This is a genomic window from Paenibacillus sp. FSL K6-0108, from assembly GCF_045040695.1.
GTDB lineage: Bacteria > Bacillota > Bacilli > Paenibacillales > Paenibacillaceae > Paenibacillus > Paenibacillus pabuli_B.
Window position 1 is genome coordinate 6160391 of the sequence record NZ_CP150288.1, and the last position, 13477, is coordinate 6173867.

At 49.0% G+C, this 13477-nt stretch carries 17 protein-coding genes; 2 read left to right on the forward strand and 15 right to left on the reverse strand.

The window, feature by feature from the left end:
* Window positions 1-9: 9 nt before the first annotated feature.
* The 13 genes from MHB49_RS28020 to MHB49_RS28080 form a co-directional block, all read right to left on the reverse strand.
* Window positions 10-1611 (reverse strand): glycosyltransferase family 4 protein, encoded by a 1602-nt coding sequence (locus MHB49_RS28020; RefSeq protein ID WP_405153807.1) that lies wholly within the window; start codon window positions 1609-1611, stop codon window positions 10-12.
* A 61-nt stretch (window positions 1612-1672) separates the two neighbouring features.
* Complete coding sequence (locus tag MHB49_RS28025; RefSeq protein ID WP_405153808.1) at window positions 1673-2812, reverse strand: glycosyltransferase; 1140 nt, start codon at window positions 2810-2812, stop codon at window positions 1673-1675.
* A gap of 61 nt (window positions 2813-2873) precedes the next feature.
* Window positions 2874-3968 carry a glycosyltransferase gene (locus MHB49_RS28030; RefSeq protein ID WP_247899172.1) on the reverse strand — a complete coding sequence of 365 codons (1095 nt, stop codon included), beginning with the start codon at window positions 3966-3968 and terminating at the stop codon, window positions 2874-2876.
* Between the two features lie 55 nt (window positions 3969-4023).
* A complete protein-coding gene (locus MHB49_RS28035) occupies window positions 4024-4215 on the reverse strand; it encodes a hypothetical protein (RefSeq protein WP_405153809.1) in 192 nt (63 codons plus the stop codon).
* A gap of 10 nt (window positions 4216-4225) precedes the next feature.
* On the reverse strand, window positions 4226-4567 hold the full coding sequence (locus MHB49_RS28040; protein ID WP_405153810.1) for a hypothetical protein: 342 nt from the start codon (window positions 4565-4567) through the stop codon (window positions 4226-4228).
* 1 nt (window position 4568) lies between these two features.
* Entirely contained in the window at window positions 4569-4868 is a 300-nt protein-coding gene (locus tag MHB49_RS28045; protein ID WP_247899175.1) for a hypothetical protein, read from the reverse strand.
* A complete protein-coding gene (locus tag MHB49_RS28050; RefSeq protein WP_247899176.1) occupies window positions 4865-5203 on the reverse strand; it encodes a restriction endonuclease subunit S in 339 nt (112 codons plus the stop codon). The genes MHB49_RS28045 and MHB49_RS28050 overlap by 4 nt, the downstream gene beginning before the upstream one ends.
* A 23-nt stretch (window positions 5204-5226) precedes the next feature.
* Window positions 5227-5514 (reverse strand): hypothetical protein, encoded by a 288-nt coding sequence (locus MHB49_RS28055; RefSeq protein WP_024632560.1) that lies wholly within the window; start codon window positions 5512-5514, stop codon window positions 5227-5229.
* Window positions 5515-5635: 121 nt separating this feature from the next.
* Window positions 5636-6388 carry an amino acid ABC transporter ATP-binding protein gene (locus MHB49_RS28060; RefSeq protein WP_247899177.1) on the reverse strand — a complete coding sequence of 251 codons (753 nt, stop codon included), beginning with the start codon at window positions 6386-6388 and terminating at the stop codon, window positions 5636-5638.
* Window positions 6385-7095: an amino acid ABC transporter permease gene (locus tag MHB49_RS28065; RefSeq protein WP_405153811.1), complete on the reverse strand. Its 711-nt coding sequence runs from the start codon at window positions 7093-7095 to the stop codon at window positions 6385-6387. The genes MHB49_RS28060 and MHB49_RS28065 overlap by 4 nt, the downstream gene beginning before the upstream one ends.
* Before the next feature lie 4 nt (window positions 7096-7099).
* Complete coding sequence (locus MHB49_RS28070) at window positions 7100-7843, reverse strand: amino acid ABC transporter permease (RefSeq protein ID WP_247899179.1); 744 nt, start codon at window positions 7841-7843, stop codon at window positions 7100-7102.
* Window positions 7844-7869: 26 nt separating this feature from the next.
* Entirely contained in the window at window positions 7870-8709 is an 840-nt protein-coding gene (locus MHB49_RS28075) for a transporter substrate-binding domain-containing protein (protein WP_247899180.1), read from the reverse strand.
* 324 nt (window positions 8710-9033) lie between these two features.
* Complete coding sequence (locus MHB49_RS28080) at window positions 9034-9363, reverse strand: hypothetical protein (RefSeq protein WP_063566659.1); 330 nt, start codon at window positions 9361-9363, stop codon at window positions 9034-9036.
* A gap of 264 nt (window positions 9364-9627) precedes the next feature.
* On the opposite strand from MHB49_RS28080, the gene MHB49_RS28085 reads away from it, so the two are divergent.
* On the forward strand, window positions 9628-10164 hold the full coding sequence (locus tag MHB49_RS28085; protein ID WP_405153812.1) for a GNAT family N-acetyltransferase: 537 nt from the start codon (window positions 9628-9630) through the stop codon (window positions 10162-10164).
* Between the two features lie 147 nt (window positions 10165-10311).
* Here MHB49_RS28085 and modB read toward each other — a convergent pair whose 3' ends face one another.
* Together modB and modA are read right to left on the reverse strand one after the other, a co-directional pair.
* On the reverse strand, window positions 10312-10995 hold the full coding sequence (gene modB / locus MHB49_RS28090) for a molybdate ABC transporter permease subunit (protein ID WP_405153813.1): 684 nt from the start codon (window positions 10993-10995) through the stop codon (window positions 10312-10314).
* Window positions 10992-11864: a molybdate ABC transporter substrate-binding protein gene (gene modA, locus MHB49_RS28095; protein WP_405153814.1), complete on the reverse strand. Its 873-nt coding sequence runs from the start codon at window positions 11862-11864 to the stop codon at window positions 10992-10994. The genes modB and modA overlap by 4 nt, the downstream gene beginning before the upstream one ends.
* Before the next feature lie 544 nt (window positions 11865-12408).
* Here modA and MHB49_RS28100 point away from each other — a divergent pair.
* Window positions 12409-13464: a helix-turn-helix transcriptional regulator gene (locus MHB49_RS28100; protein ID WP_247903290.1), complete on the forward strand. Its 1056-nt coding sequence runs from the start codon at window positions 12409-12411 to the stop codon at window positions 13462-13464.
* The last annotated feature ends 13 nt before the right edge of the window (window positions 13465-13477 follow it).

Consider the following 13477-nt stretch of genomic DNA (forward strand, 5'->3'; position numbering starts at 1 on the left):
TCCCTGCCTTCATCGTCTATTGGATAATCTCCGTCGAACCCGGCTTCGTCTGGTTTTGCCAGTCGCACGTTTGCGAACAGTCGGTTGCATTACGCGCACACGTTGTTTCTTCTTTTTGCTAGACCTCAGCTTCCTTCTGCCTGTTCCCGTTCCTCGTTTTGTTCGTTCACGAGCCCTACTGCGTGGGGTTGAAAGCGGGTAACGACTTCGTCCAGTTCTGTGGCTTGAGCGAGGTTCTGTTTCTTCATGAACAGGCTGGCCTACGACAAGCGGAGGCAAAGGCGAGAGTGGCAGCGCCTGAATCAACGCTAATGGGAACAATCGTGCCCGAACCGAAGCCGGTTCCAGAATCAGCACGGTTCGTAAACGGCCCTCCCCCCAGGCGTACACTGGGCCATTCGGAGGCTGAATGTACGGAAACCATCCGGGAAAACGCATCAACCACTGTGTCATCATCGTATGCAGCTTTGCCCTGTAGGTTTCAATTCCGTACAGCTTTTCCGCTTCTGTCCGATTACGCCAACCGGTGTCGGAGGCCAGTTCAGGATCATTCAGCAGGGTTGTTGCCAGGGTGACGAGCGCCTGTGAATCCCCGGCCGGGGCCAAAAATGCACCACTGCCTACCGATTCCAGCAATTCTTTGAGTCCGCCCTGGGCAAAAGCAATAACCGGTTTGGCGAAATAAAGCCCCTCCAACGCAGTCATGCCGAACCCTTCTTTGACCATGCTCGGAATGACTACCATATCCATGGCCGTATAGGCCAGTGATACGTTCTCTTCAAACGGTGTAAATGTAAATCTGCGATAATAACCGGATTTCTTCACCCGGGATACACATTCGTCATAGTACTTTTTATCCGCTGATGTACCAATGATCCAGAAACGGCAGCGCGGATGGGTTTCACACAATTGCAAAGCCATATCTATAAAAGGTTTCAGACCTTTGGCATCATATATAAAGGAAGAGATGTAACCGATACAGACCTGCGATGGTTTGAACCCAAGCTCTTTGCGTTTGCGTTCCCTCAAATGAACCCACCGCTCGGGATCCGGCAAGGCTGGGTCCCAGGTTGGTGAGATCACCGTCAACTTGCTGCTCATGCCGGCCTGTTTGAATGGTGCTACTGCAGTTTCGGATATACCTATGATCCAATCGGAGTAACGCCCAATCATCTGTACAGCTTCGTTTGCATGTTCATTCAACTGAATAATCTCGGTAATCTTCCAGATCACCGGAATTTGCAGAGACTTCGCTGCTACGGCTGGCATCACATTGACACAGGTATTCGTTAACACCAGATCAGGGGCGGTCTCCCGAATGAGGGAGACCACGTCCTGATAAGCTGGTTTATGGCGAAGCTGTTCTGCATCCGTTGCAATCCCTCGGTAAGGTGTGTACACACCGTGAAGCATCGGCAGGAAGCATACTTTGACCTGAATATCGAATCTCCGTGCAAGTCCGGCAAGCTTACCTTCCTGAGGAACCACGAGTACACAATCGAAGATGGAACCCATCTCTCTCATAAAATGAAGCAGCAGCTTCTCCGCCCCCGTAATGCTGCGGGTGTTGCACACATGGGAAAACAACATGAGTTTGGGTTTAGTCGCCATGGCAGCACGGACCCTGAATACGAATATGCAGGGTTCTGTGCACACCTCCTTCCGGACAGGATTAAGGGAATATAATGCTCAGCAGTTCGTTGATTCGTTTGCCATACGTGTGATCCTTCAATGTCCGTTCCAACCCTCGAAGTGCAATCTCACGCCGCTCTTTCTCATGAGTGAGGTAGTATTCAACTTTATCAAGCAGCTCCTGAGGGGAGGAGTATGTCTCGATCTCAACGCCCGGTTTATAGAAACGTGCCAAATCATCCCGCGCATCGGTCAATTGAAGGGTCGTCGAAGCCGCAATTTCGAATGTTCTCGGATTCGGAGAGGCAGGTGAAATTTTAACATGGTTGTTGTTAACGGAATCGTCTTCGTGGGAGCGGTGAAGGTTAATGACAATTTTGGTACCGTTATAGACATCGTTCGTTTCCTGCGGGGTCATCCAGCGACCCAGTTCGATCTTCTCACCGTAAGCAGCATAGTCAGGCAGTCGATCCCACCAGATGCCATTAAATACGGTATTGTGCGACATCAGCTGTGCCATGATCGGATTGAAGAAATACACCCGGTTCCAGTATGCCGAACCGATAAAGCTGACATCCCGGTGCAATGGAGATGGAGTAGTGATCGGGAAGTAATGGTTGGTGAATGCAGCAAAGGGCAGGTAGTGAACAGAAGGGCAGCCATTTTGTTGATACAATTCGACACAGTTCAGTTCCAATGTGAACACATGGTCAAAATGCTGTACTGTCTCAAGTGTCATATCCGTATAGTACGGATCATCCGTGAGCCAAATTGCCGTCCTAATGCCTGCTTGCCGAATTGCATCCAGATGCTCCATTGGAATATCCATGCCATCCAGCACAAGCACCAGGTCAGGTCGGGTTTGCAACGCTATTTCAGAAACTGGCTGACGTGGATCCGAAAGGGTTACTTGTGCAACCATCCCCTGTAAAGTGGCCATGATAGCCTCATCTAACGGGGAGTATGGAAAACCTTTGCCTGAAGATACGTACAGCACGTGGATCTGCCGGAAAGGCAATGGCTCCTGTGCACAATTGACGATATAGTTGGCACGGCCGCGCAAATATCCCTCTTCCTTCCCCGCATCATATCCGGCATGTTGACCGTTTTTGCGTGCTTGGTCAGCCAGACTGAGTACTGGTGCATGGAACTTTCTCGTTTTACGGTGTTTGAGAGACATACCGCCACTCCTTTATTTTTGGGATAGGGTTCTCTAACTCTGCTGTCCTGCAGAAAGAGACTTACACGTGCTCCAGCAGCTGAGCAATTCGACGGGTGAACGTATGCTGGTTCAGTGTGGTAAGCAGCCCACGCCAAGCTAGGGCTCGCCGTTCCTCTTCATGGTGCAGATAATATTTGATTTTGTGCTGAAGTTCGGCTGCCGTTGTAAACGTCTCGATATCGTATCCAGGCCGGTAGTGGCGTGGCAGATCATTGCGTGCATCCGTTATCTGCATCGTGCCACAGGCGCTGATCTCATACGTCCGCGGATTAATGGAATGACCTTGCAGATGATGCGTATTGCGATTGTCTTCCCCATTCTCGCAAGTCCGGTGAACGTTAATGACGATTTTGGCGCCATTGTAATAATCCACTGTTGCTCCAGGATCAATCCAGCCTTCATGGATAAATCGGCCCAGGATGTCGGAGCGTTTCAGCCGGTTCCATTGGCTGCCGGCAATGAATACCTTTTTGTCCGCCAGAAAAGGAGCCAGCTCGTCGAACAGTGCAATTCGATTCCAGAATCCAGTGCCGATAAAACAAATGTCATACTGATGCTGTGGCCCCGTGCGCCTCGGTTGAAACATGCCCGGGTTCACTGCCAGCGGCATATAGATCACCCGACCGGCCCCATGTGCAGTATAGAACGGCACGGCCGCTTCCTCATGCGTGAACACGACATCATAATGCTGGCAAATACTTGTCGTATCTTCGGTAAAATACGGGTCATCCACAAACCATACTGCTGTTCGTATTCCCAATCCTCTTATGCCATTCACCTGTTCCAGATGATTGGGGGGGAATACGTGCAATCCATTCATGACCAGCACCAGATCGGGCCTGTGCTCGCTGGCTTCCTGCAGCATGTTTGCCGGCGATCCGACAACACACTCACGAACAGATTGCTGCAAAGCTCCAATAACGCCCTCATCGATGGCATCGAATCCTTGCGGAATGTACAGCACTTTCATATTCCGCACGGTCGGCTCATACATTTGCACTCGCTCCATCATGGCCTGACAGCCGCCAAATCTGCGGCCTTCTGCGTAACCGCCACGGTAAGCGATCTCCGCTTCTGTAGGCGGTCGGTGTCGTCGTTTTGCCACATCCTTCACCCTGTCTTCCTTCAGGAGATCCCATTCCAGATTCTCCCCGAGATTGGTGTTCCCTCTAAAGGATATGCCCCGGGGTCAGATGCATCATGGACGGGTGTCCTGCAAGACACAAAATTGGCGTCTGCCCTCCACATTCGCCTGCACGGGCATGTCCGCTTTTGCGGCGATACAAATAACCCGGAGGGATCTGTCCCCCCGGGCAATCGTCATACACTGGACATGCATCTATCGTGATCCGAAAATGCACATCTATTCTGTTATTGCGCTTTGTAAGCCAGCTGATGTCCGTCCTCGAATCCCTTGGCGAAACCCGCGTTGAATCCCTCGTTGTACGCCTCGTTGTATCCTTGGCTGTAGGCGCTGTCCGGGTTCGGATCGGTAGGGGTAGCCGGGACGAACGGTTGTGCAGGTTTCACACTCCGGTTCCGTCGTACCGCACGTTTCTTTTTTTTGAGCCACGCGCTGCGCCCTTTGAGGGTACGTTTGTGCAGTACACGTTTTCCTTTGAGCGCACGTAGTTTACGGATTTTCCGCAGACGTGCCCCGCGAACAAGCAGGGCTCTTTTGGTTCTAAGACGTATTTTTTTCTTCTTTAACATGTCAACATTCCTCCTGTATGTTCCGGACCATGCGGATCGCATATCCAGGGTCTTTGAGCCATGGCACACCAGGCTCCCCATGCTTGATTTGAGCCAGTTCAATTCCCGTCACCATCCGGGACATCTCTTCTTGATAACGGCTCAGCAAACGAATGTTCTCGGCCAGACTGCGGGCGGATACTTCCGAGTGGGCAGACACACTGGCCACACTGTCCAGAATGCGGGCGAGCGCCTGCTGGCTGTGTGCAATGGACTCAATGAGGGACAGCTTCGCTTCCTGCTCACGCCGCAACAGACTCATTTTCCGAGATCCCCCATATCCATGCCGCCAAACATGCCACCGTCCATGCCGCCTTCTTCACTCTCATTCTGCACCATTATGGCCTTCAGGTTGTTGCATAATCCGGTTTCCATCCGGGTCAATCCTTCCAGTATCTCCACCAGCTGATCATGCATTTTGAGTGGCTCTGCCACCTGATCGCTATGCGTCAGAAAAGCCTCACCGTTCAAATGATTTAGCGCCCAGTTCCTTACCTTCTCGGCTTCAATCGCCTTGGCCTCCAAAATCAGGGCAATATTCCACTGCATCTTGGCGGCTGCATCCAGCATCAGGATGAGACTTTGTTCTCTGCTCATGTCCAATCACCCGCCTTCCGGGCTTATTCTTCCTCTTGATCCGCCATCTCCCGCATGACCTGGGTCAGCGTTTCGGCTACGGCTTCTTCCAGGTCTGCCAGGCCTCCCAAATAGGAGATGATGCTTTTGTTGATTTGTCCCGAGCTATCCAGCAGACCGTCAACGCCATCCAGCTCCGGTTCGATATCCGGCAAATGATTGATGATTTCAGACATGCGCACAGCGACTTGACGTTTGGCATCCAGTACACGCGCAACCTGCTGGTGGGAATGTGCAATATGTGTGAGTATTTCATCGATTTTGCTCTGCATGGTCCTCCTCCTTACCGTCACGGCCTGCTTCACCCATAGAAAAACCCGGCCTATCAGCATTTGCCTGCTACAGCATATGCCGGGCCGGGATCGTCAGTTACTCCAGCTTGCGCCTATATCGTCAGATGACATAACTCCAATCGGATGAGTAACGGCTAAGAAATTGGCGAGTACGATCCTGTTTGGGCCGTACAAATACTTCCTCCGGTGTTCCTTCTTCCACGACGGAGCCCCCATCCATGAATACAACTCGATTCGCCACCTCACGGGCAAAACCCATTTCATGGGTGACCACAATCATGGTGATGCCTTCCTGGGCAATGGATCGAATGACGGACAGCACCTCCCCTACAAGTTCAGGATCAAGCGCCGAGGTAGGTTCATCGAACAGAATGACCTCCGGATTCAAGGCCAGTGCCCGAGCAATGCCCACCCGCTGCTGTTGTCCACCTGACAGCATGCTGGGATACTCATTAATTTTGGCGGACAGACCCACTTGTTCAAGTACACGCAAGGCTCGTTCACGTGCATCTGTTTTGGACATTTTCTGGGCGATGATTAAGCCTTCCGTAACGTTGTCCAGCACCGTTTTATGTTTGAACAGATTATAATGCTGGAATACCATTGCCGTTTTTCGCCGCAACTGCACAATGTCATGTTTACGCGCATGCTTGCAGTCTACGCTTAATCCGCTGATCTGAACCTTGCCCTCATCGGCACGTTCAAGAAAATTCACACACCGCAGCAATGTCGTTTTGCCGGACCCGCTCGGTCCCAGTATGGCAACAACGTCCCCTTGCTCCACAGTCAGATCAATACCTTTCAACACTTCCTGCTGGCCAAAAGACTTGTGTATATTCGTCAGTGATATCATGACACCCCTCCTTTGCTGTAAACGGCAACTCTGCGTTCCAGCAAAGCTGTAATCCGTTCGGCAATCACCGTCAGCCCCCAATAAATCAATGCGGCAGCAATGAAAGCCTCAAGAAATTTCAGACTAACCGAAGCAACCACATCCGCTTTGCCGAGAATATCCATCTGTGACACGGTAAACGCAAGCGTTGATCCATGCAGGAAACCAACAAACATGCTGCACAGATTCGGCAGAACCGCACCAACCGCCTGAGGCAAAATAATGCGTCTCAACGCTTGGGAAGTACTCATGCCCACGGCATGTGCAGCCTCCATCTGCCCGGTATCTACCGCCAGAATGCCGGAACGGATAATCTCCGACATATAAGCTCCAGCAGTCAAAGAGAAGGCGATCAGCACAAACACCAGAATCGGGATGGAAGACGACTGAACGGCCCAGCCATACCGGGCAGCAAGTTTATCGATGATTAGCGGAATCCCGTAATAGATTAGGAACAAGTGCATTAACATCGGTGTCCCCCGAAAAAATGAAACATAGAAATCAGCGATCCGGTAGACCCAGGGAACCTTATAGATGCGCACCAAAGCAGTAACCAGACCTATGCCAAAGCCTGCGATCAACGGTACAATCGTAATGACGAGTGTCAGTGGCAAAGCCTTTAGAATCTGGAAAAAAGATGTGTAGATAAAGTTGAAATCGATAGACATTCGCTCACCCCGCTATTCGTTTCAGGCGTTCAGCTCTTACCGCTGGCCCGCGGACTTCTTTCTTACGTTCGTGACGCTGGAGTCTGCGTTCTGCGAGAGCAAACCCTTTTTCAAGTACAAGCACGATAACATAGTAGACAATTGATAGACTGATATACACTTCAAGCGCATGCGATGTAGCCGAGATCAGCGTCTGCCCTCTGCCCACCATGTCCATGACCCCAATCGAAAAAGCAAGTGACGTATCCTTTAACGAGCCAATCAACGTATTCGCCATGTTCGGAAAAGCAACAATGAGTGCCTGCGGAACCACAATACGCCGAAACGACTGAAACGTAGTCAAGCCCGCAGCATAAGCTGCTTCTGTCTGGCCCTTATCCACACTGCGTACAGCTCCGCGAAAAATTTCGGCAAAGGATGCTGCATCACTCAGCGCGTAGGTTACGATAACAAATACCAGAGGATCGGTTCTGGACAGATCCATACCTATGGGCTTGAGCAGTTCGGGTAACCCGTAATAGACCAGAAACAGCTTGATGAGAATCGGTGTGCCCCGCATGAAAGAGACGTACAGGGTTGCGAGCTGGCTCAGCACCGGAATCCGGTATAATCTCGGAACCGCCAGCAGCACACCGCCCACCAGACCAAGCACAATCGAACCGCTCAGTACAATCAGTGTAATATGCAAATATCTCAGCAGCTCAGGGACAAAATCCAGAACCAATGACAGATCGAATGATTTACCCATAACCGTCGCTCACCTTTCTCAACGAACTATTCCTCAACCGTGTAATCGGCTCCCAGCCACTCCGTGCTCAATTTGCTCAATGTTCCATCTTCCTTGATGGATTTGAGCGCTTCATCAATTTTCGTTTTGAGCTCCTCCTCATCCTTGTTCAGAATGAAATATACTTTGGAGTTGGAAAGAGCCTCTCCTACAGTCTTTAGCTGTGCATCCACTACTTTGTTCTGATAATCGATGGCAAACTGCGTGCTGATGGTTGCATCTACCCGCCCTGTTTTAATCTGGGTATTCGTATCTTCTCCTGCACCAGAATACACAATGTCGATGGCTTTGCCATTCGCTGCATTCCATTTCTCAGCCAGTACAGCCGCATTACTCGTAGCGCCAACAATCAGTTTTTTACCTTTCAGATCCTCGATGGACTTTACATCCTGGTTTTTCTCGCTTACAACGATTTTATTAGGGAAAATGTTATATGCTTCATCATTAAAGAGGAACTTGGCCTGTCTCTCTTCATTCACTTCCATCTGGTGAGCGATCAGATCTATTTTTTTCGTTTCCAGACTGAGCAGCAGGTTTTTGAATTCCATCGTGCTGAACTCAAATTCATACTCAGGCAATCGTTTATCAATCTCGCGGATCAGTTCTACATCGTATCCCGTCAGTTTACCATTCTCATCAATGAAGCAAACATTCGGGAATTGAGTACCTGTGCCCACAATAATCTTCTTCACTTTATCTTGGCCTGATGCAGATACGGTATCCGATTCATTCGATGCATTACCCGAGCTGCAACCCGCCAATACCGCCAACATCGTAATGAACAGCAATGCTGTCCGGAATTTCTGAATCCCCCATTGATTAACCATTCCCGATCTCCTCCACAGGCTGTCATCTCAGCCAATATGATGTGTACTCCCATTCCTCATCTTCGATTTAACTAACCATTCACACTTGTATAGTCGGAATTAGGTTGAACAAAGAATAGCACCGTCTGTCGTGCTCAGGCAATATATATGTTAATAGGACATCCTGATAACGTTATAGAACTTCTCTATGCTTCACTAGCTGCATGATCCCAAAGTAAAGCAAAAGAAGCGATCCTCCAACTGGGTGGGGATCGCTTCTTCAATTCAGATCAATACCAATTAAAGTCACTTTAGATCCAGACTACTTTAAATTCAGATATACATCTATCTGCGACTGGCCCATTTAATTTTACGAGCCACTTCTATGCGCTGCAGTTGTAAAAGTCCGATTCGTTCTTCAAACTTCTTGCGTTCATCTGTTGAATGGGCCGCGTGAATCTGGTGGCAGAGACCTGTTAGTTTACTGTTGATATAATCAAATCTCATCCATAATTCTTCTTCAGGTGTGCGCTGCTCCGCTTCCGGCTGAAATATTTTGAGCTGGTGGATAAGGGACTGCTGCCATTCCTGATCCTCGATTTGGATGGCAAAATGCAAAAGATCCAGATAGTCGTCGATTTGCAACGATATACCGCAATCAGGTTTCGTATTCATTAGTCGTCTCTCCTTATTTCAGTTCTTGGCTGGAATCAGTTAGTTCTATTTTACAGGATAGAGCATGGTTTAGGCGAGTCCTGAAACGAGTAAAATTGGAAAAAGTTTTGTCATTTTTACATATAGAAGCTTTCGATGGACTTATAGACAGATTTGATTTGGGAATTATATTCCAAATATGAATTTCATGATAAAATAACACCAAAATATTAAACAAACTTAACAGGTTGGAATAGTATTTTTTATAGAAGGGATTGATCGACTATGACTGAACAATACCGATTGGCTACGCTTGAAGATGCCGAATCATTGCTGGCTGTTACTGTGGATGCCTATGAGACAATTCGAACCCTGAACATTCCTTTTCCAGCCGGACACGCTACACTGGAAGTTATCCAGAACAATATTGTACAGCATGAATGCTATATTCTTGAAAAAGGGGGAGAGATCATTGCCACGGTTACCCTTGACCGAGCAGAAGATCCACAGCGGAAAGCCATCAGCCCTTATCCCTTCATCCGCTGGTTCGCGGTAAGCCCGGCCCATAAAAGCCAGGGTTACGGATCCAAACTGCTGGACTGGGTAGAGCAGCATATCATTCTGCAAAAACTTGATGCCCCTGCCGTTTTTCTGGCAACCGCGACGCGCCATCCCTGGCTTGCTCCCATGTATGAACGGCGGGGATATGAACCTTTTCACCTGAAAACGGTACAGACTCCTGAACATCAGGAAGAGATTGTTTTTATGATCAAAACGCTGGACCCTGCCCGCTACAAGACACCTTCGGTACAAACAAGCTAAACAAAGAACAGCTTGGATGAACGCAAACATACATGATTTGCTATATACGTGACATGCGTAAATGAAAACCCGCTCCGAGGAAAGGTTCGTTCCTTAAGCGGGTTTTTGAATGCTAATCCTTATCTCTTTCACTTTAAACGGCCCAAATCATGCCTTACTTTCACGCGGCTGTCTGGTTAAAAGCAGCATCATAAACGAAATGAGAATAATGGAGCCGGTCCACATCCAGGCCATCGTCTGATTGCCCGAATCCACTGCAACATAGATCGCAGTGGGTACGGTTTGCGTTTTGCCCGGAATATTACCTGCGATCATGAGCGTAGCCCCGAATTCCCCCAGTGCACGCGCGAAACCCAGGATGAACGCCGTCATCAACGCTCTCCCTGCAAGCGGAAGTGAGATATGACGAAATACCTGCCATTCATTTGCTCCTATGGAGCGGCCCGCATCTTCCAGATCCTTATCAATTCCGCCAAAACCGGATTTCATTGTCTGATATACCAATGGGAACGCAACCACCGCCGAGGCAATCACGGCAGCCCACCAGGAGAAAATGACAGGTGCGGAGAAAATGGCTTCGATCCACTGACCCAGCAGGCTTTTACGACCCAATAACACGAGTAAAATAAACCCGACCACCGTCGGCGGAAGCACGAGCGGAAGCATAAATGCCGTTTCCAGAAAAACTTTCCCACGGAACGAGGTACGCGACATCCTCCAGGCCACTGCAATGCCAGACACGGCTGCGATCACACTGGAAAGCAGTGCAACCTGAAGAGAAAGGCGAACCGGTGGCCAGAATAACGCCCAGTCTATTGCGCTCACATTCATTCCGGAATGGAGAACCCGTACTTGGCAAATACATCAAGCACTTCAGGCGTTTGCAAATACGTGTAGAATTGTTCTGCTTCTGTGCGGTACTTCGTACCTTCAATAATCCCTACTGGATAATTGGCTGGTGTATAGCTGTTCTTGTCTACTTCAAATGCAATTTTCACCTGATCCGAAGTGAGTGCATCGGTTTTGTACACAAAACCCGCATCCGCATTGCCTGTTTCTACATATTGCAGAACCTGTCTGACATCCTTGCCTTGTACAAGCTTACCCTCCAGCTGATCCCATAGTTTGGCATTGGTCAATGCTTCCTTGGCATAGGTTCCTGCTGGTACACTTTCGGGTATGCCAATCGCTACGGTCTTGATGGAAGCGGCCGTCAGATCCTTCTCACTTGTGACAGCATCTGAACCATTCGCTGGAATAATGGCTACCAATGAATTTTGCAGCAAATTCTTCTGATCACCGGATGCAATCAGCTTCTCATCCACGAGCGCATTCATATTTTTGGTCGCAGCCGATACAAATACATCTGCTGGCGCACCTTGTTCTATCTGCTGTTGCAATGCACCGGATGCACCAAAGTTGAAGTTAAGCTCCACATTGGGATTCGCGGCTTCAAAATTCGTTTCGATCTCTTTCATGGCATCCGTGAGACTGGCTGCCGCTGAGATCGTTAGCTCCACCTTTTCCTGAGGATCTGTTGCCCCGGACGTTGAACTCTCTCCTGATGTCGCTGGTGTTGAAGCCGTTTGTTCTGTTGCTGTGGATGCATCTTTACTGTCCGTACTTGCACCGCAACCAGCTACTACGAGAGCCAGTCCAAGTGACATACTCCCCAACACATATCCAATACCCTTTTTCATCCACTTCTCCCCCGATGTTATGTTTAGTTATAACTAGATATAATTAATTATATTTCATTATACATAAGATCATTGAAATAGGAAGATCGTCTTTTGTACACCCGTTGAATGCCAAGGCATGGATGACTAAATTCCGATGGACGAGTTTATCCCCTCTGGCTGTTAATGGTATAGTACAAGAGACCCCAGCGTTTATCCGGGAAGATGAGCGTTGATGAACGAATATAGTTTAAAATCTGAATATATATGTTCAACTAACATTTACACCATAACGGAGAGGACAGAAATAATCTGAAGAAGCGAAGCTACAAGCTTTCTGCAAGAAAGCTACTTCGAAAGCATACACTTCGCCTAAAAGCTTTCTGCAAGAAAGCTACATCGGAAGCATACGCTATCCCCGGATTTCCCCTTTTAATAAAGGGATCAAAGAAATCTGGGGATAACAGCGATCGGAAGATTGTTCTGTCATTGGAGTGCCAGTGTAAATATCCATTAGTTGAGGTTATATAGTTATGATCTGTACCTTGAAGGAGGATCTTCACTGATGACGGAGGAGCAATCCTATACCACCGAAGAAATATCCAAGCTGCTCAAAATATCCAAACTGACCGTTTACGATCTAATCAAAAAGGGAGACCTCGTCGCGTATCGCGTTGGTAAACAAATGCGAGTGGACGCTACCGATCTGGAAGCGTATAAACAGCGCTCCAAGCAGCTTCAATCGCCAGCGCACCGGGTGGATTCAGTTCACCCTTCTGAATTATCGAATCCCGGGACGGGAAACGATCCGTCTACTCATGCCGTACCTCCCGCTGCGGATGCTTCTTCTTTATCCACAGGGGCATGGGCGGCTTCAACTTCCATGACGGGCAATACTCCAGCCGCCCATTCGGCTCGTCATCTGGTCATAACAGGACAGGATGTCAGCCTCGATATTTTGATGCGCTATATGGAGAAGCAAACACGAGATATTCGTCCGCTGCGTTCTTTCATGGGCAGTCTCGACGGCTTGATCTCCATGTACCGCGGGGAGTCCGATCTGGTCAGTACCCATCTGCTGGACGGAGATACAGGTGAATATAATCTGCCTTATATACGCAAAATCCTGATCGGCTGGTCGTATGTCGTCGTGAATCTGCTGACACGACCTGCCGGGCTGTATGTTCAACGTGGTAATCCGCGCGGCTTGCAGAACTGGACAGATCTGAAGCAGCCTGAGCTGCGACTCGCTAACCGGGAGAAAGGTTCGGGGGCACGTGTATTGCTGGATGAACAATTGCGTCTGCATGGTATCCCTGCTTCCCATCTGATTGGATATAACGTGGAAGAAACCAGTCATATGGGTGTAGCGGCCAAGGTCAGTTCCGGTGAAGCCGATGTAGGAATTGGCAGCGAGAAGGCTGCACGACTTGTCGGACAGGTTGATTTTATTCCACTTGTTCAGGAACGTTATGATTTGGTGATGCTGAAGAAACAGGGGAACGAAGCATGGATTGAATCGGTACTGCGCATTCTGCAATCACCGGAATTTAGGCACGAGCTGCAATCATTTGAGGGATATGATGTATCCCGAACGGGTGAAATTTTGTACGAAGTCTAGCGTAATGGTGCCT

Coding starts and splice junctions, on each gene's coding strand:
- MHB49_RS28100 (WP_247903290.1), top strand. CDS start 12,409: ATGACGGAGGAGCAATCCTATACCACCGAAGAAATATCCAAGCTGCTC.
- MHB49_RS28085 (WP_405153812.1), top strand. CDS start 9,628: ATGACTGAACAATACCGATTGGCTACGCTTGAAGATGCCGAATCATTG.
- MHB49_RS28025 (WP_405153808.1), bottom strand. CDS start 2,812: ATGTCTCTCAAACACCGTAAAACGAGAAAGTTCCATGCACCAGTACTC.
- MHB49_RS28065 (WP_405153811.1), bottom strand. CDS start 7,095: ATGTCTATCGATTTCAACTTTATCTACACATCTTTTTTCCAGATTCTA.
- MHB49_RS28080 (WP_063566659.1), bottom strand. CDS start 9,363: ATGAATACGAAACCTGATTGCGGTATATCGTTGCAAATCGACGACTAT.
- MHB49_RS28045 (WP_247899175.1), bottom strand. CDS start 4,868: ATGAGTCTGTTGCGGCGTGAGCAGGAAGCGAAGCTGTCCCTCATTGAG.
- MHB49_RS28050 (WP_247899176.1), bottom strand. CDS start 5,203: ATGAGCAGAGAACAAAGTCTCATCCTGATGCTGGATGCAGCCGCCAAG.
- MHB49_RS28060 (WP_247899177.1), bottom strand. CDS start 6,388: ATGATATCACTGACGAATATACACAAGTCTTTTGGCCAGCAGGAAGTG.
- MHB49_RS28020 (WP_405153807.1), bottom strand. CDS start 1,611: ATGGCGACTAAACCCAAACTCATGTTGTTTTCCCATGTGTGCAACACC.
- MHB49_RS28055 (WP_024632560.1), bottom strand. CDS start 5,514: ATGCAGAGCAAAATCGATGAAATACTCACACATATTGCACATTCCCAC.
- modA (WP_405153814.1), bottom strand. CDS start 11,864: ATGAAAAAGGGTATTGGATATGTGTTGGGGAGTATGTCACTTGGACTG.
- MHB49_RS28070 (WP_247899179.1), bottom strand. CDS start 7,843: ATGGGTAAATCATTCGATCTGTCATTGGTTCTGGATTTTGTCCCTGAG.
- modB (WP_405153813.1), bottom strand. CDS start 10,995: ATGAATGTGAGCGCAATAGACTGGGCGTTATTCTGGCCACCGGTTCGC.
- MHB49_RS28075 (WP_247899180.1), bottom strand. CDS start 8,709: ATGGTTAATCAATGGGGGATTCAGAAATTCCGGACAGCATTGCTGTTC.
- MHB49_RS28040 (WP_405153810.1), bottom strand. CDS start 4,567: ATGTTAAAGAAGAAAAAAATACGTCTTAGAACCAAAAGAGCCCTGCTT.